Source organism: Nocardiopsis sp. iso_40, assembly GCF_056173285.1.
The window spans coordinates 3,021,803-3,041,808 of sequence record NZ_CM149666.1 but is presented as its reverse complement, the minus strand read 5'-3'; the positions used below and the strand labels follow the sequence as shown (position 1 = coordinate 3,041,808).

17 protein-coding genes and 2 pseudogenes are annotated in these 20,006 nt (G+C 69.8%); 9 read left to right on the top strand and 10 right to left on the bottom strand.

The annotated features are described in order from the left end of the window. Positions 1 to 78 precede the first annotated feature (78 nt). Both def and AC0VYD_RS13225 read right to left on the bottom strand, forming a co-directional pair. A complete protein-coding gene (def, locus tag AC0VYD_RS13230) occupies positions 79 to 744 on the bottom strand; it encodes a peptide deformylase (protein WP_475475834.1) in 666 nt (221 codons plus the stop codon). A 91-nt stretch (positions 745 to 835) separates the two neighbouring features. Beyond that, a complete protein-coding gene (locus AC0VYD_RS13225) occupies positions 836 to 1,279 on the bottom strand; it encodes an SMI1/KNR4 family protein (protein WP_475475833.1) in 444 nt (147 codons plus the stop codon). Positions 1,280 to 1,714: 435 nt separating this feature from the next. Here AC0VYD_RS13225 and AC0VYD_RS13220 point away from each other — a divergent pair, with 435 nt between their 5' ends. Together AC0VYD_RS13220 and AC0VYD_RS13215 are read left to right on the top strand one after the other, a co-directional pair. Continuing rightward, complete coding sequence (locus tag AC0VYD_RS13220) at positions 1,715 to 2,986, top strand: sensor histidine kinase (RefSeq protein WP_475475832.1); 1,272 nt, start codon at positions 1,715 to 1,717, stop codon at positions 2,984 to 2,986. Beyond that, a complete protein-coding gene (locus tag AC0VYD_RS13215) occupies positions 2,938 to 3,585 on the top strand; it encodes a LuxR C-terminal-related transcriptional regulator (RefSeq protein WP_475475831.1) in 648 nt (215 codons plus the stop codon). Before AC0VYD_RS13220 ends, AC0VYD_RS13215 begins: the two co-directional genes overlap by 49 nt. A 150-nt stretch (positions 3,586 to 3,735) precedes the next feature. Here the strand turns inward: AC0VYD_RS13215 and AC0VYD_RS13210 are convergent, their stop codons facing one another. The 5 genes from AC0VYD_RS13210 to AC0VYD_RS13190 form a co-directional block, all read right to left on the bottom strand. Continuing rightward, entirely contained in the window at positions 3,736 to 4,878 is a 1,143-nt protein-coding gene (locus AC0VYD_RS13210) for a hypothetical protein (protein ID WP_475475830.1), read from the bottom strand. 389 nt (positions 4,879 to 5,267) lie between these two features. Beyond that, positions 5,268 to 7,268, bottom strand: a complete 2,001-nt coding sequence (locus AC0VYD_RS13205) for an AMP-binding protein (protein WP_475475829.1) — start codon at positions 7,266 to 7,268, stop codon at positions 5,268 to 5,270. A 140-nt stretch (positions 7,269 to 7,408) separates the two neighbouring features. Next, positions 7,409 to 8,608 (bottom strand): multidrug effflux MFS transporter, encoded by a 1,200-nt coding sequence (locus AC0VYD_RS13200; RefSeq protein WP_475480258.1) that lies wholly within the window; start codon positions 8,606 to 8,608, stop codon positions 7,409 to 7,411. Positions 8,609 to 8,819: 211 nt separating this feature from the next. Then, positions 8,820 to 9,248, bottom strand: coding sequence for a DUF3037 domain-containing protein (locus AC0VYD_RS13195; RefSeq protein WP_473039706.1), 429 nt, complete (start codon positions 9,246 to 9,248; stop codon positions 8,820 to 8,822). Next, positions 9,245 to 10,012, bottom strand: a complete 768-nt coding sequence (locus AC0VYD_RS13190) for a HipA family kinase (RefSeq protein WP_475475828.1) — start codon at positions 10,010 to 10,012, stop codon at positions 9,245 to 9,247. Before AC0VYD_RS13190 ends, AC0VYD_RS13195 begins: the two co-directional genes overlap by 4 nt. Positions 10,013 to 10,578: 566 nt before the next feature. Between AC0VYD_RS13190 and AC0VYD_RS13185 the strand changes: the two are divergent. Then, positions 10,579 to 11,159 (top strand): annotated as a pseudogene (locus AC0VYD_RS13185) (helix-turn-helix domain-containing protein); the annotation flags it as partial. A 39-nt stretch (positions 11,160 to 11,198) separates the two neighbouring features. Here the strand turns inward: AC0VYD_RS13185 and AC0VYD_RS13180 are convergent. Further along, positions 11,199 to 11,912: a hypothetical protein gene (locus tag AC0VYD_RS13180; protein ID WP_475480257.1), complete on the bottom strand. Its 714-nt coding sequence runs from the start codon at positions 11,910 to 11,912 to the stop codon at positions 11,199 to 11,201. 147 nt (positions 11,913 to 12,059) lie between these two features. Between AC0VYD_RS13180 and AC0VYD_RS13175 the strand changes: the two genes are divergently transcribed. From AC0VYD_RS13175 to AC0VYD_RS13155, 5 genes and pseudogenes are all read left to right on the top strand, one after another. Beyond that, the gene (locus AC0VYD_RS13175; protein ID WP_475480256.1) at positions 12,060 to 13,127 is read left to right on the top strand and encodes an AAA family ATPase; all 1,068 of its coding nucleotides are present in this window, start codon (positions 12,060 to 12,062) and stop codon (positions 13,125 to 13,127) included. A gap of 187 nt (positions 13,128 to 13,314) precedes the next feature. Then, positions 13,315 to 14,283 (top strand): DUF58 domain-containing protein, encoded by a 969-nt coding sequence (locus tag AC0VYD_RS13170; protein ID WP_475475827.1) that lies wholly within the window; start codon positions 13,315 to 13,317, stop codon positions 14,281 to 14,283. Positions 14,284 to 14,364: 81 nt separating this feature from the next. After that, positions 14,365 to 15,312 carry a VWA domain-containing protein gene (locus tag AC0VYD_RS13165; protein ID WP_473039711.1) on the top strand — a complete coding sequence of 316 codons (948 nt, stop codon included), beginning with the start codon at positions 14,365 to 14,367 and terminating at the stop codon, positions 15,310 to 15,312. Positions 15,313 to 15,441: 129 nt separating this feature from the next. Next, a pseudogene (locus AC0VYD_RS13160) lies at positions 15,442 to 16,175 on the top strand (HAD family hydrolase). Next, positions 16,172 to 16,954 carry an NUDIX hydrolase gene (locus AC0VYD_RS13155; RefSeq protein WP_475475826.1) on the top strand — a complete coding sequence of 261 codons (783 nt, stop codon included), beginning with the start codon at positions 16,172 to 16,174 and terminating at the stop codon, positions 16,952 to 16,954. The pseudogene AC0VYD_RS13160 and the gene AC0VYD_RS13155 overlap by 4 nt, the downstream one beginning before the upstream one ends. Before the next feature lie 75 nt (positions 16,955 to 17,029). Here AC0VYD_RS13155 and AC0VYD_RS13150 read toward each other — a convergent pair whose 3' ends face one another. Further along, entirely contained in the window at positions 17,030 to 18,292 is a 1,263-nt protein-coding gene (locus tag AC0VYD_RS13150) for an APC family permease (RefSeq protein WP_475475825.1), read from the bottom strand. A 325-nt stretch (positions 18,293 to 18,617) separates the two neighbouring features. Continuing rightward, on the bottom strand, positions 18,618 to 19,121 hold the full coding sequence (locus AC0VYD_RS13145) for a dsRBD fold-containing protein (protein WP_191270043.1): 504 nt from the start codon (positions 19,119 to 19,121) through the stop codon (positions 18,618 to 18,620). A 138-nt stretch (positions 19,122 to 19,259) separates the two neighbouring features. On the opposite strand from AC0VYD_RS13145, the gene AC0VYD_RS13140 reads away from it, so the two are divergent. Then, the gene (locus AC0VYD_RS13140) at positions 19,260 to 19,925 is read left to right on the top strand and encodes a class I SAM-dependent methyltransferase (protein WP_475475824.1); all 666 of its coding nucleotides are present in this window, start codon (positions 19,260 to 19,262) and stop codon (positions 19,923 to 19,925) included. The last annotated feature ends 81 nt before the right edge of the window (positions 19,926 to 20,006 follow it).

Sequence of the window (20,006 nt, the reverse complement as noted above, 5' to 3'; positions counted from 1 at the left end):
CGCCCCTTCGGGCGCCGCCCCCGGACACGACGACGGGGGCGCCCCGGAAAAACCGGAACGCCCCCGCACGGGACCACGCTAGCCCGCCAACTCACGCTCCAACTCCTGGGTGCGCTCCTCACGACGGGCGAAAACGCTGTCAGCCATCTCGTTCATCTTCTTCAGGACCCGCTTGCGCTCACGCGTCGAGAGCCGGTCCACGTACAACTTGCCGAAGGTGTGGTCGGTCTCGTGCTGCAGGCACCGCGCGAAGTAACCGCTGCCGGTCAGCACCACCTCGTTGCCGTCCCTGTCCACCCCGCGCACCGTGGCGTGCTCGGCCCGCCCCAGGTCCGCGTGCGGCCCGGGCACCGACAGGCACCCCTCGCTCTCCACCACAACCGGATCGTCCAGGTCGCGCTCGTCCAGCACCGGGTTCACCACATGCCCCACGTGCCGCACCCCGTCATCGTCAGGGCAGTCGTAGACGAACACCCGAAGGTCCACGCCCACCTGGTTGCCGGCCAGCCCCACACCCTCGGCCGCATACATCGTCACGAACATGTCGTCGATCAACCGCGACAACTCCGCGCCGCCCAGCATCGACTCGGGAACATCGGCGTTGACCCGGTGCAGGACCTCCTCACCGGTCACCGTGACCCGCAGGACACGGCCCCGGGCGGCCTCAGGCGCGAACTCGGGAAAGTCCGACACCTCCCGCCCCTGGGCAACGACAACGGGCACGGGTACGGGCTGCTCCGACATGGTCCTTCTCTCACGGCCAACTCAAGGGGATCCGGCGGCCACAACACCACCGACCATGAAAAATAGCACGACCCACCACCCCGCCCCGGCGCTAACGGAACCACGCGTTGCCCTGGATGAAACACCGCGCCAGATAGTCCCGCAACGACACCACCACCAGCCGCCGCCGATCACTCTCATGATCCCACACCACGATCCCCGGACCGTAGTCCGTGTGCACGTAGGCGAACTGCGGCCCCATGTCCGAGTCACCGAAGAAGATCATCTCGTCAAAAGGCGCGTACAACTCCAGATAGTCCGGCTCCCCCCGCATCGCCAGGTTGTCCTCCACCAGCCGACGCGCGCTCCACACCACCGCGTCCCCGTACTCGTTGGTCACACCGTCCGTCTCCCGCAACAGGGAAGCCAACTCGAACGGCAGGGGCAGCATCAGGTGCTTCTCGACCTCGGCCAGGGTCACCTCGTCAGCCGGATCACTCAGATCGGCTTCGGGATACATCTCCAGGATCAGTTCACGCCACACACCCCCGATCATCACAGGTCGTGGCAAGACACGGGAAATCGAGGACGGCGAGTTGCGCCGAAAATCCACCAACCCCCCACCCCGGACCGACCCAAAACACCATCCACACCCCGGAATACCCACAGGCCACACCCCGTTGACCCCACTGCGGACCGGTGCGGTAGCAAGTGTCCCCCGGGCTCACCCAACGCCTTCGCGGAATACCGCGCCCGCCATCGGGCGGGCGGCCACGGAGCCGCGTTGTGCACCACGCCGTGAGGCGACCGCCGCACCGGTCCGCACCCACCCAAAACACCTACAGAGCAACAAAACGACCATCAACATCACCCAGCGAACACAAACCAACACCCAAAGCACACAAAAACAGGAAGCCACCACCCCCGAAACCACCCACCCCCACCCCCCAAAATAAAAGAAAGGCGCCCCACCACGACGGAAGAGAACCCCATGGCCACCGCCAGCCCCCACAAAGCCGGCCCCCTCACCACCCTGGCCTACATCCTCCTCCTCGTCTCCCACAACATCGCCGCCTTCCTCCTCCTCCCCCTCGTCCTCGCCTCCGCCCTCCTCACCCTCATCTGGGTCGGCCTCCCCTTCACCATCCTCACCGCCGCCACACTCCGCACCATCGCCAACGCCCAACGCACCACCCTCACCCGCCTCAACCCCCACCACCCCGTCCCCACCGCCTACCGCCCCATGCCCCCCACCGGCGTCCACTCCCGCGTCCGCGTCATCCTCACCGACCCCGCCACCTGGCGCGACCTCCTCTGGCTCACCTCAGCCCCCCTCCTCACCCTCCTCGCCCTCCTCAGCTACACCCTCTACGCCCACGCCCTCTACCAAACCCTCTACGCCCTCCTCCTGTGGCGCTTCCACCCCGACCTCTACGGCTTCATCACCCCCCACACCCCCACCCAAGCCCTCCTCGTCCTCATCCCCGCCACCCTCACCCTCCTCCTCGCCCACACCCTCAAACCCCTCACCACCAACGCCTACACCCGCCTCTCCCGCCTCATCCTCGCCCCCTCCGAAAAAGCCCGACTAACCGCACGCGTCGCCCACCTCGCCACCAGCCGCGCCGACACCATCGACACCCAGGCCGCCGAAATCCGCCGCATCGAACGCGACCTCCACGACGGAGCCCAAGCCCGCCTCATCGCCCTCGGCATGAACCTCGGCATGGCCGAACAAATGATCGACACCAAACCCGACACCGCCAAACACATGCTCGCCGAAGCCCGCGAAACCACCCGCCACGCCCTCACCGAACTCCGCGACCTCGTCCGCGGCATCCACCCACCCGTCCTCGTCGAACGCGGACTCGACGGAGCCGTCCACGCCCTCGCCCTCACCCACAACCTCCCCATCACCGTCACCACCCAACTCCACGGACGCCCCGGCGACCCCGTCGAATCAGCCGCCTACTTCGCCATCGCCGAACTCCTCACCAACACCGCAAAACACGCCAAAGCCACCCACGCCTGGGTCCACATCAACCACGGACGCCAACGCCTCGTCATCACCATCACCGACAACGGCCAAGGCGGAGCCCAACCCACCCCCGAAAGCGGGCTCTCCGGCATCGCACGCCGCCTGGACGCCTTCGATGGCACGATAAACATCACCAGCCCACCGGGCGGACCCACCATCGTCACCCTGGAGATCCCGTGCGAGTTGTCATCGCCGAAGACCTTGCCCTCCTCCGCGACGGGCTGATCCGACTCCTCGAAGCCCACGAATTCACCGTCGTGGCCGCAGTCGACAACGGACCCGACCTACACACCGCCCTCACCGAACACAAACCCGACGTCGCCGTCGTCGACGTCCGCCTACCCCCCACCTTCACCGACGAGGGCCTCCAAGCCGCCATAGGAGCCCGCACCCAGGTCCCCGGCCTGCCCATCCTCGTGCTCTCCCAACACGTCGAACAGCTCTACGCCCGAGAACTCCTCTCCGACGACGGCGGAGGCGTCGGCTACCTCCTCAAGGACCGCGTCTTCGACATCGGCCAGTTCATCGAAGCCATCCGCCGCGTCGCCGACGGCGGCACCGCCATGGACCCCGCCGTCATCTCCCAACTCCTCGCCCGCCAGGACCAGAGCGGCCCCCTCGCCCAACTCACCCCCCGCGAACGCGAAGTCCTCTCCGAAATGGCCGAAGGCCGCTCCAACTCCGCCATCGCCGGACGCCTCTACATCACCGAAAAAGCCGTCAGCAAACACATCAACAACATCTTCACCAAACTCGACCTACCCCCCTCCTCCGACGACAGCCGCCGCGTCCTGGCCGTCCTCGCCTACCTCAACGGCCAGTAACCAACAAAGGCCGCGGCCCCCCACAGGGACCGCGGCCACCAACCGATCCGGCCAGCCGAACAGAAACACCCGGGCAGGACCGACCAGGACAAACCCCCCCAGGCCGATCAGCGCCGGTACCGCACCCTCACCGCCGACTCACCCCAGCAGTCAACGCGGATACACGTTGAGGACATCAGCGCCACTGGGACCACGGCACAGATCTGGCCGCCAACCACCGTCATCGGCGCCGCGCCGCGTCCACACACACTCCAGGCCGCCGATCTCGATCGGATCGGAGGGGCCGCTCTGAAAGACCGAGGTGGGATCGTGCTCCCCCGACAGCATCCGTTCAGCCACTGACACGCCCTCCTCACAGGCAAGGGTCCAGGCACGGGTGACCACCAACCACTCCTGCCCCTCCGCCTCGATCCGGCCACAGTAGGGATGACTCAGCTGATAGGTGTTGACCGGCCACCAGAAGTCGTCGAGATCCCACTCGCTCTCGTGGTGGTCCTCGGGCACGGGCGGCACCGCCGGTTCGTCCGGAAAGGACAACTCAAGCATGAACCGGGCCTCGTCGACGGTGAACTCCACCCGCTCCGGAACCCCGTCCTCCGACAGCCATACACGCCCGGCACCGTCCTGATGACGCACGCGCCCCAGATCCAGGTCCCAGGCAGCCAGGTCTCCCTCGACCAACAGGCCCTCGTAGGAAGCCGCATCGGGATCGTCGGAGCCGAGCAGAGCCAGCCCCTCGTCTTCGGCCAGCGAGGACAACAGGCCGGCGAAGAGCTCCGGGCCGTAGTCCTCGGGCGAGAACTGCGCGGCCTTCTCCTCACCGGTGGTGCTGTCACCCAGCCCCCGGATGGTAACGGGGTTGTTCGATCCCCCCTCATAGACGAATTCGCCGTCAGTGTCAGCACCGCCCTCCTCCCGAAAGGCGATGGAAACGGCCGGCTCTGTATAGACAAAGGCACCGTCGGCATTGGCGACCAGCGCGTAGCCCAGGTCCAGATCGACCGGTTCGATGCTGAACACCTGCTCGGCGCCGCCCGCGTAGTGCATCTCGAAACTGGTCTCACCCTCGGGCCACAGCTGCGCGGCAACACCGTCCTCGGTGCGGGCGACCGCCTCGTCGTGGTCGATGGTGTAGGAGCGTGTCGCCTCGACACTCAGCCCCGGCGCCTCCTCGACCAGGGCCGCAGCCGCCAGGAGCTCCTCACGGGGGGCGTCCGCTCTCAGGTAGGTGTCGTAGACGAGATAGCCGCTCACAACGGCGAGGGCGGTTCCCGCGCTCGCACCCGCGACCACCAGGGCCCTCATGCGCCCAGACGGTTTCGCCCCGCGACCGGGACCCCCGGGCCCCTGGGAGGGCGGTCCGGGCGGCGGGGGCGGGTAGGAAGGAGGGGTAGCATCCATCGAATCATCCTGTCCGCGAGGCACACCGGTGTCAAAGTACCGGGTTCGCGGGGATCCGGACCTCTGGGCTGACCCGTCGTCGACCGACCGGCGACCCTGCCCGATGAGCCGGGCGCCGTCAACGGCCGACACCGCGTCGGGGCGGCCACCACCCGCCCCGACCCTCCCGGCCCGTGGCCCGACCGAATCGGCAGACCTCGCATCCACCGGGTTCGAGCACGCGGCCGACACGCATGCCGACCGCTACTCTGCGGCTCAACGCAACTCCGGGAGAACCGCTCCTACTCACGACGCACCCGATACAACCCGTCGATCTCCTCCGAGAACGCACGCAACACCGCCTCACGCCGCAACTCCCCCGTCGGACGCACCAACCCCGACTGCACCGTGAACTCCTCCGCCAACACATGGAACGACCGCACCGCCAGATGCCGCGGCACACTCCGGTTGGCCTCATACACCAAACCCTGCACCTCACGCAGAAGATCACGGTCCCCCGCGATCTCCTCCGGCGCCATCGACAACGGACGCCCGTTCACCAGGCGCCAGTACTCCAACTGATCACGCACCAGCGTCACCAGCGCACTCGCGAACGGGCGCCCCTCCACGATCACCAAAACCTGACTGATCAGCGGATGCGCCCGCAACCGGGCCTCGAACTCCGCCACCAACTCGGCATCGCGCGACCGGTCCCCGTCCTGCACCGCCGCGAACTCCCCCGTACCCGCCCGGGGCCGCTCCGACCCCATCGGAGCCGGAGCCAACTCGGCAACGACAGCAGGCGCCTCCACCGCCGGAACCACATCGGCAGCCCGCACCGCCTCCGGCCCGGACTCCACCACACCCTCCAGGGCCGGCACCGGCCCCCGGGGCACGAACCGGCCCGCAACCTCCGCCACCGAGGCCTGCGGCCGCACCCGGCCACGCACCTGCACGAACCCCGCCTCGTCCACCTCGGCCAGCACCCCCGTGGCCAGCCAGCCCTCCCGGAACGCCGCCCGCGAACCCTCACCGTCGGCCCAGTAACCAGAGAACACCGCGCCACCGCGCACGTAGAGCTCGCCCTCACGCGAAACCCACACCTCACGGCCGGGCATCGCCTGACCCACCGTGCCCGGACGCCGCTCCCCCGGAGCGTTGGCCGTGAACACACCGGCGGTCTCAGCCACACCGAAGACCTGCATCACCGGCACACCCACACCGGAGAAGTAACTGTCCAACCGCTCCGAGAGCCCGCCGCCCCAGCACACAGCCAGGTGAACCCGGCCGCCCACCAGGTCCCGGACCTTCGAGAACGACCAGTCGTACATCGACCGGGACAACCGCTGCCAGGCCCCCTTCTTCGGTGACTGGTCGAACTGCACCGCGGCGTCCATCGCCGCGTTGAACGTCCCCACCGAATCCCAGTCCGTGGAATGGGCGCTCTCCCGCTCCGAACCGTGGATCCGCTCGAACAGACCGGGCCTGCACACCAGCACCGTCGGCCGGAACCGCTCCAACTCACCCCGCAACCGCCCCGGAGCCACCAACCCGACCCGGACCCGGCCCACCACACACGCCACCAACGAGGCCAGCCCCGGAAGCTCCGACAACGGCAGGTCCAACACCGCGCTCGCCTTACCAGGCGCCAACCCCGACAACCGCGGCCACATCCGATCAACCAGATCGGCCGCCGCCGTCAACAACGCACCGTGCGAGAGCACCACACCCCGCATCCGCCGCGAGACCGTGCTCATCGGGAACAACACCACAGCAGCGTCCTCGGAAACCACTTCGTCCCGTCGGAACCGCACCGCCGAGGCGTCCATGTACGTCCCCAGACTCACCACATCCGGCAAGCCCTCCTCCAGGCGCCACACCCGCCCCAGATCCGGCATCTCACGCTGCAACCCCACCGCGGTCCGGTACTGGCGCTCTCCCTGCACCACAGCGGCCGCAGGACGCACCTGACGCACCACCTGGGCCACCCGCTCCGCCGTCGCCACCTCCGGCAACGGCACCAGCACCGCCCGAACCGACCACACCGCGTAGGCGAACCGCACCCAGTCATGGCGCGCACCGGCCACCAACAGCACCCGGTCGCCCTCCGCGACACCGGCAGCCACCAAACCCTTGGCCAGTGCCGTCACCTCAGTGGCGAACTCCCCCGCCGTCCGGCGCTCCCAGCCCCCGGCCCCCAGGACCGAAAACATGTGCGCGTGCGCGTCAGAGCTCGCCATCTCATAGACCAGGTCACTCAACCCGGAATGCCCTCGAGCCAACGAACCGGGGGTCTCGCCCATACCCACTCATCCTCTGTCGCGTCGAAAGGCGGGCCCAACACGATCCCCACCCGCCTCAATCGGGGAATTCTGCCCTACTGTGCCCACTTCCCCACAGAACGGCAACCTCAGAGTTTGGAGAAAAACACAAAAACCTGGGCTCATCGGACCTTTGAACGGGCTGACCACACAAACGCCGACAGCGACAACACCGCCACCGAGGCCATCACCACGGACATACTCAGCAGCGAAGCCTCACCCGAGGGCGTCAACCCCGCCAACGAGGCCACCGAACCACCCAACGCGAACTGCAACGACCCCATCAGAGCCGAAGCCGTACCCGCCACCGACGCCGGCTGACCGTCCAGAGCCGACACCGTCGCGTTCGGCATGATGAAACCGACGCTGAGCATCATCAGCGCCAACAGGGCGACCACCACCCACAACTGCGAAACCCCGACCAGGGCCGACACCAACAGCGACACCACCGCGACCAGGGCCAGAACCAGCCCCATCAACAACCGCCGCCGCGTGTCCACCCGGCCCACCAACAGACCGTTGCTCTGGGTACCGGTCATCAACGCCAACGAGTTCACCGCGAACAGCCACGCGTAGGTCTGCGGCGAGACGTCAAACTCGTTCTGGGAGACGAACGAGAACGCCGACACGTACGTGAACAGCATCCCGAAGCTCAACCCCAGCGTCAGCACCGGACCCACGAACCTCGGGTCGCGCACCAGGGACCACACCGTCGAGGCCAGCTGACGCGGCCCCTGACTCTGGCGGGACTCCGGCGGCAGGCTCTCCGGAAGCCACAACAGCACCAGAACGAAGCTCAGCGCCGACATCCCCGCCAACACCCAGAAACTCAACTGCCACGGCCCCACCAGCAACAGCTGCGCACCCACCAACGGAGCCAGCAGCGGAGCCAGCATCATCACCAGTGCGAGCCGGGAGAAGAACCGCACCGCGTCATCGCCCTGGAACATGTCACGCACCACGGCCCGGGCCACCACCGCACCCGCGGCGCCGGCCACTCCCTGCACGAAACGCAGCGCGATGAACACCGTCACGTTCGGCACGAACACACACAGCACCGAAGTCACCGTGAACAGGGCCACACCCACCAGCAGCGGGCCGCGACGCCCCCAGGCGTCACTCATCGGGCCGATGATCAACTGGCCGACGGACAGCCCCAGCATGATCGCTGTCAGGGTCAGCCCGATCTGCCCCTCGGTGGCTCCCAGTTCCCGGGTGATCTGCGGGAAGGCCGGAAGGTACATGTCGGTCGCCAACGGCCCGGTGGCCGTCAGCACACCCAGGACCAGTACCAACAACGCGATCGACTTGCGCGACCGCATCAGGTTCGGTTTCGGGTCGACCTCCTGCTCAGAGGCGGGGGCGGGGGACGTCGGGGACTGCACAGGCACTCCAGTTCACGAGGACGAGGGAAAGGAAGGTCGGGAGCGTGCCCACAGGCATGGACCACTACATACCAACACCGGAACGGGGGGATTCGCTCCCCACCCGACCGCCCCAAAGTCCGTGACGTCCCTTACATTGACATCCGGCTCACCTCACCAGACAGTCCAGCAGCCTCTCCACCTCGGCCTCCGGATCCTCCGTCAGCCCCCCGTGGATCGGCCCCGGCTGCACGATCGTGCTCCTCGGTGCGGTCAGCCACCGAAACCGCGGCCCCGGCCGTTCCCGGCCGGCCGACCCCGCACGGGCACCGCCCGCACACATCATCTCGACCGCCGCCAGGGCCCGTCGCACCCCGGGCACGTCCACCCCGGGGTCCACCGCCCGCAGCCTGTCCTCGTCCAGGGCCGAGCGCGAGGCCAGGAACGCCCGCTCCTGGCAGTAGAGGATCACCCCGGCGTTCACGCACTCACCGCGCTCCAACCGCGGGACCACCCGCAACAAGGCGTACTCGAACACCGCACGCTCCCGCTCCACACCCACCTGTCCGGTGGTCACCGTGGTGTACCGCTCGTTCACGACGCCACCTCCGGCAGCCAGACACGGTTCGCCACACGGGCCCTCAGGTGCTTCACGTACGCCTCACGTACTTCCTCCGCCGAAGCGAACCCCGGCTCGTCCACCAGCCACTCGTCGGGCACCAGCCCCACCACTGCGCGCAACAGGTCCTCGTCCACGAGCGGGGCCAGTGCGCTGTCCGCGGCCGCCAAGTCGGGGGCGGCCGCGGACAGCACGTGGTCGGAGGAGTCATAGGCCCGGGCCACGAACCTGTCGGCGTTGGCCCAGCTGTGGTGGAAGATCAGCGTCGCACCGTGGTCTATCAGGTAGGGCCGACCGTGCCACAGCAGCATGTTCGGATTGCGCCAGGAACGGTCCACGTTCCCGGTCAGGGCGTCGAACCACAGCACCCGCCCGGCGAAGGCCGGGTCCACCTCGAAGGTCAGCGGGTCGAACCCCAGGGAGCCCGGCAGGAAGTCCATCCCCAGGTTCAGGCCACCGCTCGCCTTGAGCAGCTCCTGGACCTCCTGGTCCGGCTCGCCGCGGCCGATCACCGCGTCGAACTCCACCAGGGCCAGTTCCGGGACCGGCAGTCCCAGGGCCCGGCCCAACTCACCGGTGATGACCTCGGCCACCAGGGTCTTGCGCCCCTGCCCGGCACCGATGAACTTGACCACGTACATTCCCAGGTCGTCGGCCTCGACCAGACCCGGGAGCGAACCTCCTTCGCGCAACGGCAGCACGTACCGCGTCGCGATCACCTTTTTCAGCACGCTGGCCAGCATAGGCAACCCCGCACGGCGTCCGTGATCGACGAGTTCCCCGAATGCTCTGTACCGAACACAGACGGCACGGCCCCTCGAACCCACCGGAAGACCGTCGGCCGCCTTCCCGGGGTCGGCTAAACAAGGCTGAACACGTTCTAGGCGCGAGCCCTGACCGTTCCGACACGCCGAACATCCTCGAAACGGAAGGTTGGGAAGTGGGCGGCGTAGCCGCGCGAATCTTCTTTTGGTTCTGTTGTTTTACAGATCTTCTTTTGGTTCTGTTGTTTTACAGAACAACTGCCCCACCTTTACGACGTAGATTTATATACGTGGAACACGTGGAGGACAGCCGCAGTTTCCCCCTCCACAGCCCCCGCCGCCCCGAACCACACAGAGCCCTGAGGGCGGGTGCCCCACCCCTCGGCAAACCGGTGCCTCACCGGGCCGCCGCTCCCCTGTCAGGGGACGCGCCCCGGACGGGCCCGCTCCCCCACCGGAGGCTCCGGGCACGCACCCCGGCAGCGATACGCCGGACCTCTGGGCTCGGGAGGCGATACCCGTTGCCGACCCGGCAAACTGGAGGCATGGCAGAGGAGCTCGACCAAACCCTCCCGACGGTCGGTCCGCGACTGCGTGAACTGCGCCGCAGGAGCGAGACCGCGCTCGCCGACCTGTCCGAGGAGACCGGTATCTCGGTGAGCACACTGTCCCGGCTGTAGTCCGGGGACCGCCGCCCCAACCTCGAACTGCTGCTCCCCCGCGCCCGGGCGCACGGCGTCACCCTCGACGAACTCGTGGACGCCCCTCCCACCGGGGACCCCCGGCTCCACCTGCGGCCGGTCACCCGCCACGGCATGACCATGGTCCCCCTCACCCGCCGGGCCGGGGGCATCCAGGCGTACAAACTCGTGATCCCGGCGGACAGCTCCGGGCGGGAGCCGACCCGCAGGCCCACGAGGGCTAAGAGTGGCTCTACGTCCTCAACGGACGGCTGAGGTGCGTCCTGGGCGAGCACGACCTGGTACTCGCCCCCGGGGAGGCCGCCGAGATCGACACACGGCTCCCCCACTGGTTCGGGGCCGCCGACGACGAGGCGGTGGAGATGCTCAGCCTCTTCGGCCGCCAGGGCGAACGCGCACACCTGAGAGCCCGGCCCAAACGCCGCCGGAGCCCCCGAGAGGACGCCCAGGCCCCCGGAGAGGCCCTAGAGGTTGTCCTCGGGCTGGTCACTCCAGCCGTCCCCGCCCTCCCCGCCCGGAAGCGTGGGCACCGGGCTGGCCGGGTCGCCCTCCCCCTCGTCCCCGGGGGCCGGGCTCGGCTCGCTCTCCTCGGCCGGCTCGGACTGCTCGAAGTCGGGCGGTCCCGTGGTCGGCATCTCCGGGGAGGGGAACTGCATCATCCACACGTACAGGAAGAACACCAGCAACAACAGGAGAGCCAGCAACGCGCCGAGGCCGCCGATCAGCCACCAGTTGGCCTCACCCGCGGCCACCGCGCTGTCCCTGCGCCCAGCCCAGGGGGCCCAGCGCACCGCGGAGCCGCCGCGCTCCCCCGCCCAGTGCGGCATCACCACCGGGCCCTGACGGACCAGGGGCCCTCCCCGTGCCGCCTCCTCGAGGAAACGCTGTGCCTCCGCGCCGTCCTGCTCGTAGGGAACCGCGACCCACAGCGCCGAACGCCCGCTCGTGCGCGCGGCCGCCACGCCCGAACCGTCGCGCACCGCCTGCGCGAACCGCTCCCGGGTCGGCTCGTCGATCCCGGCGGCGTCGTTGAGCATCGCCACGCTCATCCGCTCCCCGGCGGCGTCCCGGCCCAGGTAGACCACGCCCAGCCGGGACTCCCTCAGCCGTCCCAGCAGCCGGTACCCGCCGAGCTGACGCGGGTCGGCCTCCTTCAACCCCTGTGCGGGAGCCGTCATGTGCTGTCCCCTCCCAGCTCGTCCGATTCCATTCTCGCGTTGTCTGACGGATCGCGAGCACCTGAGCAGGTAGTGTCGCCACAGGTGATCCACAACCTACTCCTACCGGCGTCCTCGCACGGGGCGCCCAGTCTGGGAAGGCGGGACATGGCAGAAACCTCACCCGGGAACGGCTCCGCTTCCGCACCGGTTCCGGAGAGCACCCCGGGGGAGCCGACCCGGCTGCTGCGCGCGGCGCTGCACGAGGTGTCCACGGTCATCGTCGGCCAGGAGCGCATGGTGGAGCGCACCCTCATCGCCCTGGTGGCCAAGGGGCACTGCCTCATCGAGGGTGTTCCCGGCATCGCCAAGACCCTCGCGGTGTCCACGCTGGCCAGGGTCACCGGGGGCTCGTTCTCCCGGGTGCAGTTCACCCCGGACCTGGTGCCCTCCGACATCATCGGCACCCGCATCTACCACCCCTCCACCGAGCGGTTCGACGTGGAGCTCGGTCCCGTCTTCGCCAACTTCGTGCTCGCCGACGAGATCAACCGCGCCCCCGCCAAGGTCCAGTCCGCCCTGCTGGAGGTCATGGCCGAGGGGCAGGTGTCCCTCGGCGGGACCACCTACACGCTCCCCTCCCCCTTCATCGTCATCGCCACGCAGAACCCGGTGGAGTCCGAGGGCGTGTACCCCCTCCCCGAGGCACAGCGCGACCGGTTCCTGATGAAGGTCAACGTGGGCCACCCCCAGGCGCACGAGGAGATGGAGATCCTGCGCCGGATGAGCTCGACGCCACCGACCGCGCACCAGGTCCTGGACCCGGTCACTCTCGGTGAGCTCCAGTCCGACGCCGAGCGCGTACACGTGCACCAGCTCATCGCCGACTACGTGGTGCGCCTGGTCATGGCCACCCGCGAGCCGGAGAAGCACCAGATGCCCGACCTGCGCCAGGCACTGGAGGTGGGCGCCAGTCCGCGCGCCACCCTCGGGCTGGTCGCGTCGGCCCGAGCGCTGGCGCTGCTGCGCGGCCGGGACTACGTGCTCCCCGACGACGTGCGCGTGCTCGCCCACGACGTGATCGCGCACCGCCTGGTCCTGACCTTCGACGCACTGGCCGACGGGATCACCTCCGAGCAGGTGGTCGACCGCATCCTGTCCACCGTCCCGGCTCCCCGGGTGATCTGGGACGAACCACCCACGGGCGAAACCGCCTCCTTCGCCTCGCAGAGGTGAGGAGGGTGTCCGGTTTTGTCCGGCGATCCGGTTCACATCACGCCTCGGCAGGGGAAGAAGGCCGGTACATCCGAAACGGGCGCATCCGTCCGATCCGGCGGCCGGGCGGTCGCACCCAGACCACACAGTGGGGAGGCAGGGGCTTCCTCCTCCGCCCGAAGGCGGGGGCATTCGCCCCGAACACCAGGTGAACACACCCTCCGTCGGTAGCGATCCCCGTCTGCGGGCGGCGCTGCGCCGACTGGACCTGCGCATCGTGCACCGGCTGGACGGGCTGCTGCACGGCGAACACCTCGGGCTGCGGCTGGGGCCGGGTTCGGAGGCGGCCGAGGCCCGCCTGTACCAGCCCGGGGAGGACGACGTCCGGCACATGGACTGGGCGGTGACCGCCCGTACCGACACGCCCCACGTGCGCGACCTGGTCGCCGACCGGGAGTTGGAGAGCTGGACGCTGTTGGACCTGTCACCGAGCATGGACTTCGGTACCGGTCTGCGTTCCAAGCGCGACGTCGCGGTGGGGTCCCTGGTCGCGGCCAACCTGCTCACCCAGCGGGTCGGCGACCGCTTCGGCGCGCACTTCCTGCACCAGGGACGGATCCGGCGCTGGCCCGCCCGTTCCGGCAAGGAGGCCCTGCTGTCGCTGCTGGCGACGGTGGCCGCGGCCCCGCCGGGCGACCGGCGCGCCCCGGAGGCCGGTCAGGCCGGTCTGGCCGACGCCCTCACCGACCTGGTGCGGACCCGGCGCCGACGAGGGCTGCGGGTGGTCATCTCCGACTTCCTCGACACACCCGCGTTCGGCGGGGAGGTGTCCTGGGAGCGTCCGCTGCGCCAGCTCGCCTCCCGGCACCAGGTGCTGGTGGTGGAGGTCCTGGACCCACGGGAACTGGACGTGCCCGAGGTGGGGGACGTGGCGTTGCGTGATCCGACCACCGGACGGGTGCGTGACGTGCGCCTGACCCGCACGGTGCGGGAACGCTACCGTCGGGCCGCCGAGGCCCAGCGGGCGGCGGTCCGGGGGGCCCTGCGCCGCTGCGGAGTACACCATCTGGTGTTGCGCACGGACCGGGACTGGGTGCTGGACACCGCCCGGTTCGTGATCGACCAGCGCAGAACCGCGCACCACATGGCCAGGCACACCCCGGGGGTGCCGCGGTGAGCGGCGCGGGGGGCGCGACGGCGAGAAGGAGGGCGCGGGAGGTTCCCGCGCCGCGACGAGTACGGGGGACGTGAGGCGGCCATGACCTTCCTGGAGCCCCAGCGGCTGTGGTGGCTGCTGATCGTGCTGCTGTTGGTGGGCGCGTACGTGTTCGCGCAGCGTCAGCGGCGCGAGTACACGGTGCGTTTCACCAACCTGGAGTTGTTGAACCAGGTGGCGCCGCACCGTCCGGACATCCGACGGCACGTGCCGGCCACGCTGTTCACCCTGGCCATGGGGGTGTTGATCGCCGCGATGGCGGTGCCCGCCATGCCGGTGGAGGCGCCCCGGGAGCGGGCCACGATCATGGTCGCGGTGGACGTGTCGCTGTCGATGGCCGCCAACGACATCGAGCCGGACCGGTTGCACGCGGCCAAGGAGTCGGCGCGCGGGTTCGTGTCCACGCTTCCGGAGCGGTTCAACGTCGGGCTGGTGTCGTTCTCCTCGACCGCGACGGTGGTTGCGCCGCCCACCCAGGACCACGAGTCGGTGATCAGTTCGATCGAGAACCTGCGGCTGGGCCCGGGGACCGCGATCGGCGAGGGGGTGTTCGCCTCCATGGAGGCGATTCGCAGCTTCGACGAGGACGCGGCCGAGGATCCGCCCCCGTCAGCGATCGTGCTGCTCTCCGACGGTGAGAACACCAGCGGGCGCGAGATCCGCCAGGCCTCGGCCGAGGCCGCCGAGGAGGGGGTGCCGGTGTCCACGATCGCCTTCGGTACCGGGGCGGCGATGATCGAGATCGACGGTTACCAGGTGCCCGCCGACATCGACAAGGAGGCGTTGCAGGGGCTGGCCCAGGAGACGGAGGGTCACTTCTACGAGGCCGAGAGTGAGACGGAGCTGAACCAGGTCTACGAGGACATCGGTTCCTCGCTCGGTTCGGAGCTGGTACATGAGGAGATCGTCACCCGGTTCGTGCTGGTGGCGATCGTGCTGGCGTTGGCGACGGCATTGACCTCACTGCTGTGGTTCCAGCGCCTTCCCTGAGGGGGTGAGACCCAATCCTCGCTATTGGTGATGTTGGTCACATCCCTTTAGGTGGGGTTTACACCTTTTCCTGTACCGGCACAGGTTAGCGTTGGCATGTTTTGTCATGCCCATCCACTTCGAGGAACGATGCCGAATACACCCGCACCCCCGGCTGCGATCTGCTTCGACCTGGACGACACCCTCATCGATGACGTCGCCGCCTCGTCCGCGGGTCTGCGCGCGGTCATGGAGCGGCTCGGCCACCCAGACTTCGGCGCGGCCCGCGCGCTGTGGGACGCCCAGACCGAGATCTCCTTCGGCGCATACCTGCGCGGTCACCTGAGTCTTGAGGAACAGCGCCGCGAACGCATCCGGGCCCTGGCCGTCCAGGCAGGCCACAACGAGATCGCCGACCACCACTGCGACGAGCTCTACCGAACCTATCTGGACGGTCACCGCACCGGTTGGCAGGTCTTCCCCGACACCTTCCCGGTGCTGGGCGCCCTGGCCTCGGCCGGATACCGGCTGGCGATCCTCACCAACGGTGTGGAGGCCATCCAGCACGCCAAGCTCCAGGCCCTGGAACTGACCCCCTACTTCCACACGGTGGTCTGCGCGGACACCGCGGGCGCCTGGGCAAGCCCGACCCGAGGATCTTCCAGGTCACCGCCCAGCGCCTGGGTGTGGAACCCGGCTCCTGCTGGCACGTGGGCGACCAGGTCCAGGCCGACGGGGTCGGCGCCGTGGCCTCCGGCATGCGACCGGTCATCATCGACCGCCAGGGCCGCCAGCCGCTGGAGGGTGTCACCACCCTGGGCAGCCTGGACGGGCTCATGCAGCAGGTCGGCCTGCCCAGCACGGCCGCGACAGGCGTGCTGTGACCTCGATCGACGACTGGATGGCCCGACGGGTCACCGTGCACCTGATCACCTCCGGCACCCGGGGTCCGGTCCTGCTCGGCACACGTGTGCTGTTCGGCCAGGACCCCGGGGAGGTGGCACGCGCACTGGGCGGCCTGCCCCCGGAGGCGCCGCTGGTGGCCCTGGACGTGCTCACCGAGACCATGATCCTGTCCCGCGCCAGCGGGCGCGGCCTGCACGTGGACCGCATCGTGTTCGCCGAGCCAGGTCTGGTGTCGGCCTGGCCCGCGGTCGTGCCCGCCGAGGGGCTGACGCCCGCCGCTCCGGCGCTGGCGGACGAGGAGGAGCCCGCCCCGGCCGACGCGCGTCCCCGGCTGCGCAGGTTCGCCTCCTACGGGATCGTCACCGACCCCGACGGACGGGTCCTGCTGAGCCGGATCGCCGAGGGCTTCCCCGGCGCCGGCACCTGGCACCTGCCCGGCGGCGGTGTGGACACCGGTGAGGACGTGCGCGCGGCGCTGCGGCGCGAGGTGCTGGAGGAGACCGGCCAGTCCGGGGTGGTCGGAGAGCTCATCACCGTGTCCAGCCACTGCCGCACCCAGCCCGCGGGGACCGACATCTACGCGGTGTGGGTCTTCTCCCACGTACACGTATCCGACCCGTGCGAGCTCCGGGTGACCGAGGAACAGGGCTCCACCGCGGACTGCGGCTGGTTCACCCCCGTCGAACTGGCGGAGCTGCAACTGTCCACCACCGCCAGGCGGGGCATGGACTTCCTGGTCCGGCACCACCGCGGCTGACCCCCGGCGGTGCCGCTCCCGGCGCCCCTTCCGAACACGCGGAACAGGCGCTGGGAGCGGGAACTGGCCGGGCCCTCAGGGGGTGAGGCGGTGGCGCAGCCACCACAGGCCCGCGCCCGCGCCCAGCACCAGGACACCGGTGACCACCACCGGCAGGGGCAGGCTGGTGGCCAGGACCACACACCCGACCAGACCGCACACCGGGGCGATCAGTGGCGGGCGGTCCTCGTCCGGGCCCAGGCGCAGCGCCGAGGCGTTGGTGATGGCGTAGTAGACCAGGACCCCGAAGGCGGAGAAGGCGATCGCGCCGCGCAGGTCGGCGACCAGGACCAGGGCGATCACCACGGCGGCCACCGCGGCCTCGGCCCGGTGCGGAACGCCGTGGCGCTCGTGCACGGCGGCCAGCGGGCGCGGCAGGTGCCCGTCGGCGGCCATCGCCGCGGTGGTGCGCGATATCCCCATCAGCAGCGGCAGCAGGGCGCCCAGACTGGCCAGGGCCGCGCCGGCCACCACGAACGGCACCATCACGGGGAACCCGGCGACCAGAACCGCGTTGACCATGGGCGCGTCACTGGTGGTGAGGCTCTCCCGGCCCAGCACGATGAGCAGACCGGTGCCGAGCACCAGGTAGAGGACCAGGACCACGCCCAGGGAGAGCGTGATCGCCCGGGGGATGGTGGTCCGGGGGTCGCGGACCTCGCCTCCCAGCGTGGCGATGCGCGCGTACCCGGCGAAGGCGAAGAAGATCATCCCCGCGGCCCCCAGGACGCCGAAGGAGCCGGGCCAGGGCCCCAGGCCCTCGACCTCGGCCACGGCCGCCAGGCGCCCGCTCATGAGCATCGTGACGACCACCGCGACCAGGATCGCCAGGACGGTCAGGAGCAGTACCTTGACCACCAGGACGGATCTGTGCACCCCCCGGTAGTTCATCGCGGCCAGGAGCACCACGGCGGCCACCGCGACGGGTTTCTCCCAGCCCGGGAGCGCGTAGGTGGCGAAGGTCAGGGCCATCGCCGCGCAGGAGGCGGTCTTGCCGACCACGAAGGACCATCCGGCCAGGTAACCCCACAGGTCGCCCAGGCGCTCCCGCCCGTAGACGTAGGTACCGCCGTTCTCGGGGTGGCGGGCCGCCAGGCGCGCGGAGGAGATCGCGTTGCAGTAGGCGACCAGTCCGGCGATGAGGATGGCGACGGGAAGCCAGGCTCCGGCGCCCAGGGCCGCCGGGGCGAAGACCGAGAACACACCGGCGCCGAGCATCGCCGCGGCGCCGATGGCGGCCGCGTCGACGGTTCCCAGCGTCCGGGCGGGTCTGGCCTGCGGTCCGGAAGAGGTGGCCAACGAGGTCTCCTTGGGTGAGTGCCTCCGGCCTGTGGCCGGCGGACGCGCTTGTCCCCCGTTCCCGAGGCCGCGGACCACCGGGGCCGGGATACCGTTCGGAACGGGCCAAAGGTCGTGTCCGACTTCCGAGTGTGCCCGATGCCGGTGACCACCGGGTGCGAACCCCCCGTACAGGGGGTGGCCGGTTCCGGACCCGCGGGGCCCCGGGCCGACTGCTCGGCGCCGACCGTGCCGGGCCGGGTGCTCCGGGCACGAACGGGCCCCCGGCCGAAGCCGGGGGCCGCTCACACCTGTGCCGCCGTCCGCGCCAGCGGGCGGGGACCGGTCAGGTGGGACGCCAGGGTGATCCGGTGTTGTCGTTGATGTCCTCGGCCGCCACCTGGCGCAGCTGGCGTGAGAGGTCGGACAGGGCGCGCGAGACGGCGAGCTCCTCGCCTATCTCGGGCACGTCCAGGTCAGACGGGTGCTTGCGGGCCATACCGTGGCCGCGCAGCGCCGTACCGTCGTCAGCGACCAGGCCCACTTCCGCCCAGGTACGCGCGGCGTCCCCCTCGCTCTCCTCGGCGAGGACCACGTCGACGTTCCAGCGCTTCATCGTCTGCATGGCATCCGCTCCCTCTCCGCCCGCGCCCGTCGCGGACGGGTGTTCGATGTGCGCGTCGGGCCCCGGGTAGACCAGGGCGTCGCGGCCCTCGTCCGTGCCGAGCCAGTGCACCTGGTAGGGCGGTTCCCCCTGCCTGCCCCGGACCTCGGTGACCACCCCCGTGCGACGGTGGGTGTCGGCGTTCGGGCTCTCGACGACCAGCCGGTCTCCTACATCTGCTCGCATGGATCCCCCCACAAACCTCGCTTATCCCCATCTTCCGTTCTGATTCGCCCTTCGACAGGGGGTTGGCTCTTTCGTTTCCGGTGATATGCGAGGTTTTTGCCGGTCAGATCCCCCGACCGTCCCTGGTAGCGTCACGGCGTGGCCCAGCACTACTTCGACTCCGATCCCGGCGCCGCCAGTCGGCCCTCCACCGCCGACCTGGTCCTGCCCGACCTGCACCTGCGCCTGCACACCGACCGCGGGGTGTTCTCACCCGACAAGGTCGACCTCGGCACACGGGTCCTGCTGGAGAGCGTTCCGGCCCCGCCCGCGGAGGGGCGCCTGCTCGACCTGGGGTGCGGGTACGGCCCCGTGTCCCTGACGATGGCCGCCCGCGCGCCCCGGGCCCGGGTGCTGGGGGTCGACGTCAACGCCCGGGCCGTGGGCCTGGCCCGACGCAACGCCGCCGAGCACGGCCTGGAGCACGCCCGGTTCGCCGTGGTCGGCCCCGAGGGGGGTCTGGCCGTGGAGCAGGACCCCGGGGACGCCCCCACCGCCGAGGACCTGCTCGGCCCCTTCGACGCGATCTGGTCCAACCCGCCGATCCGGGTGGGCAAGGGCGTACTGCACTCGATGCTGCGCACCTGGCTGAACCGGCTCACCCCCGAGGGCGTCGCCCACCTCGTCGTCCAGCGCCACCTGGGTTCGGACTCGCTGCAGAAGTGGCTGGACTCCCAGGGGCTGCCCGCCGAGCGGGTGGCCTCCCGGGCCGGCTTCCGCGTCCTGGCCGTACGCAGGGCCGACGACCCCGCCCCGACCCCCTGACCGGACCCGCCGGAGGGTGGCCCGGGTCACGCGTGCGTACCCGGCCCCCGACCGGTAATCTGTACCGACGACCGCCGGGAA

Excerpts from the sequence above, each read along its gene's own strand:
- def (WP_475475834.1), bottom strand. The coding sequence starts at position 744 with ATGTCGGAGCAGCCCGTACCCGTGCCCGTTGTCGTTGCCCAGGGGCGG.
- AC0VYD_RS13225 (WP_475475833.1), bottom strand. The coding sequence starts at position 1,279 with ATGATCGGGGGTGTGTGGCGTGAACTGATCCTGGAGATGTATCCCGAA.
- AC0VYD_RS13220 (WP_475475832.1), top strand. The coding sequence starts at position 1,715 with ATGGCCACCGCCAGCCCCCACAAAGCCGGCCCCCTCACCACCCTGGCC.
- AC0VYD_RS13205 (WP_475475829.1), bottom strand. The coding sequence starts at position 7,268 with ATGGGCGAGACCCCCGGTTCGTTGGCTCGAGGGCATTCCGGGTTGAGT.
- AC0VYD_RS13200 (WP_475480258.1), bottom strand. The coding sequence starts at position 8,608 with ATGCGGTCGCGCAAGTCGATCGCGTTGTTGGTACTGGTCCTGGGTGTG.
- AC0VYD_RS13190 (WP_475475828.1), bottom strand. The coding sequence starts at position 10,012 with ATGCTGGCCAGCGTGCTGAAAAAGGTGATCGCGACGCGGTACGTGCTG.
- AC0VYD_RS13180 (WP_475480257.1), bottom strand. The coding sequence starts at position 11,912 with ATGACGGCTCCCGCACAGGGGTTGAAGGAGGCCGACCCGCGTCAGCTC.
- AC0VYD_RS13175 (WP_475480256.1), top strand. The coding sequence starts at position 12,060 with ATGGCAGAAACCTCACCCGGGAACGGCTCCGCTTCCGCACCGGTTCCG.
- AC0VYD_RS13165 (WP_473039711.1), top strand. The coding sequence starts at position 14,365 with ATGACCTTCCTGGAGCCCCAGCGGCTGTGGTGGCTGCTGATCGTGCTG.
- AC0VYD_RS13145 (WP_191270043.1), bottom strand. The coding sequence starts at position 19,121 with ATGCGAGCAGATGTAGGAGACCGGCTGGTCGTCGAGAGCCCGAACGCC.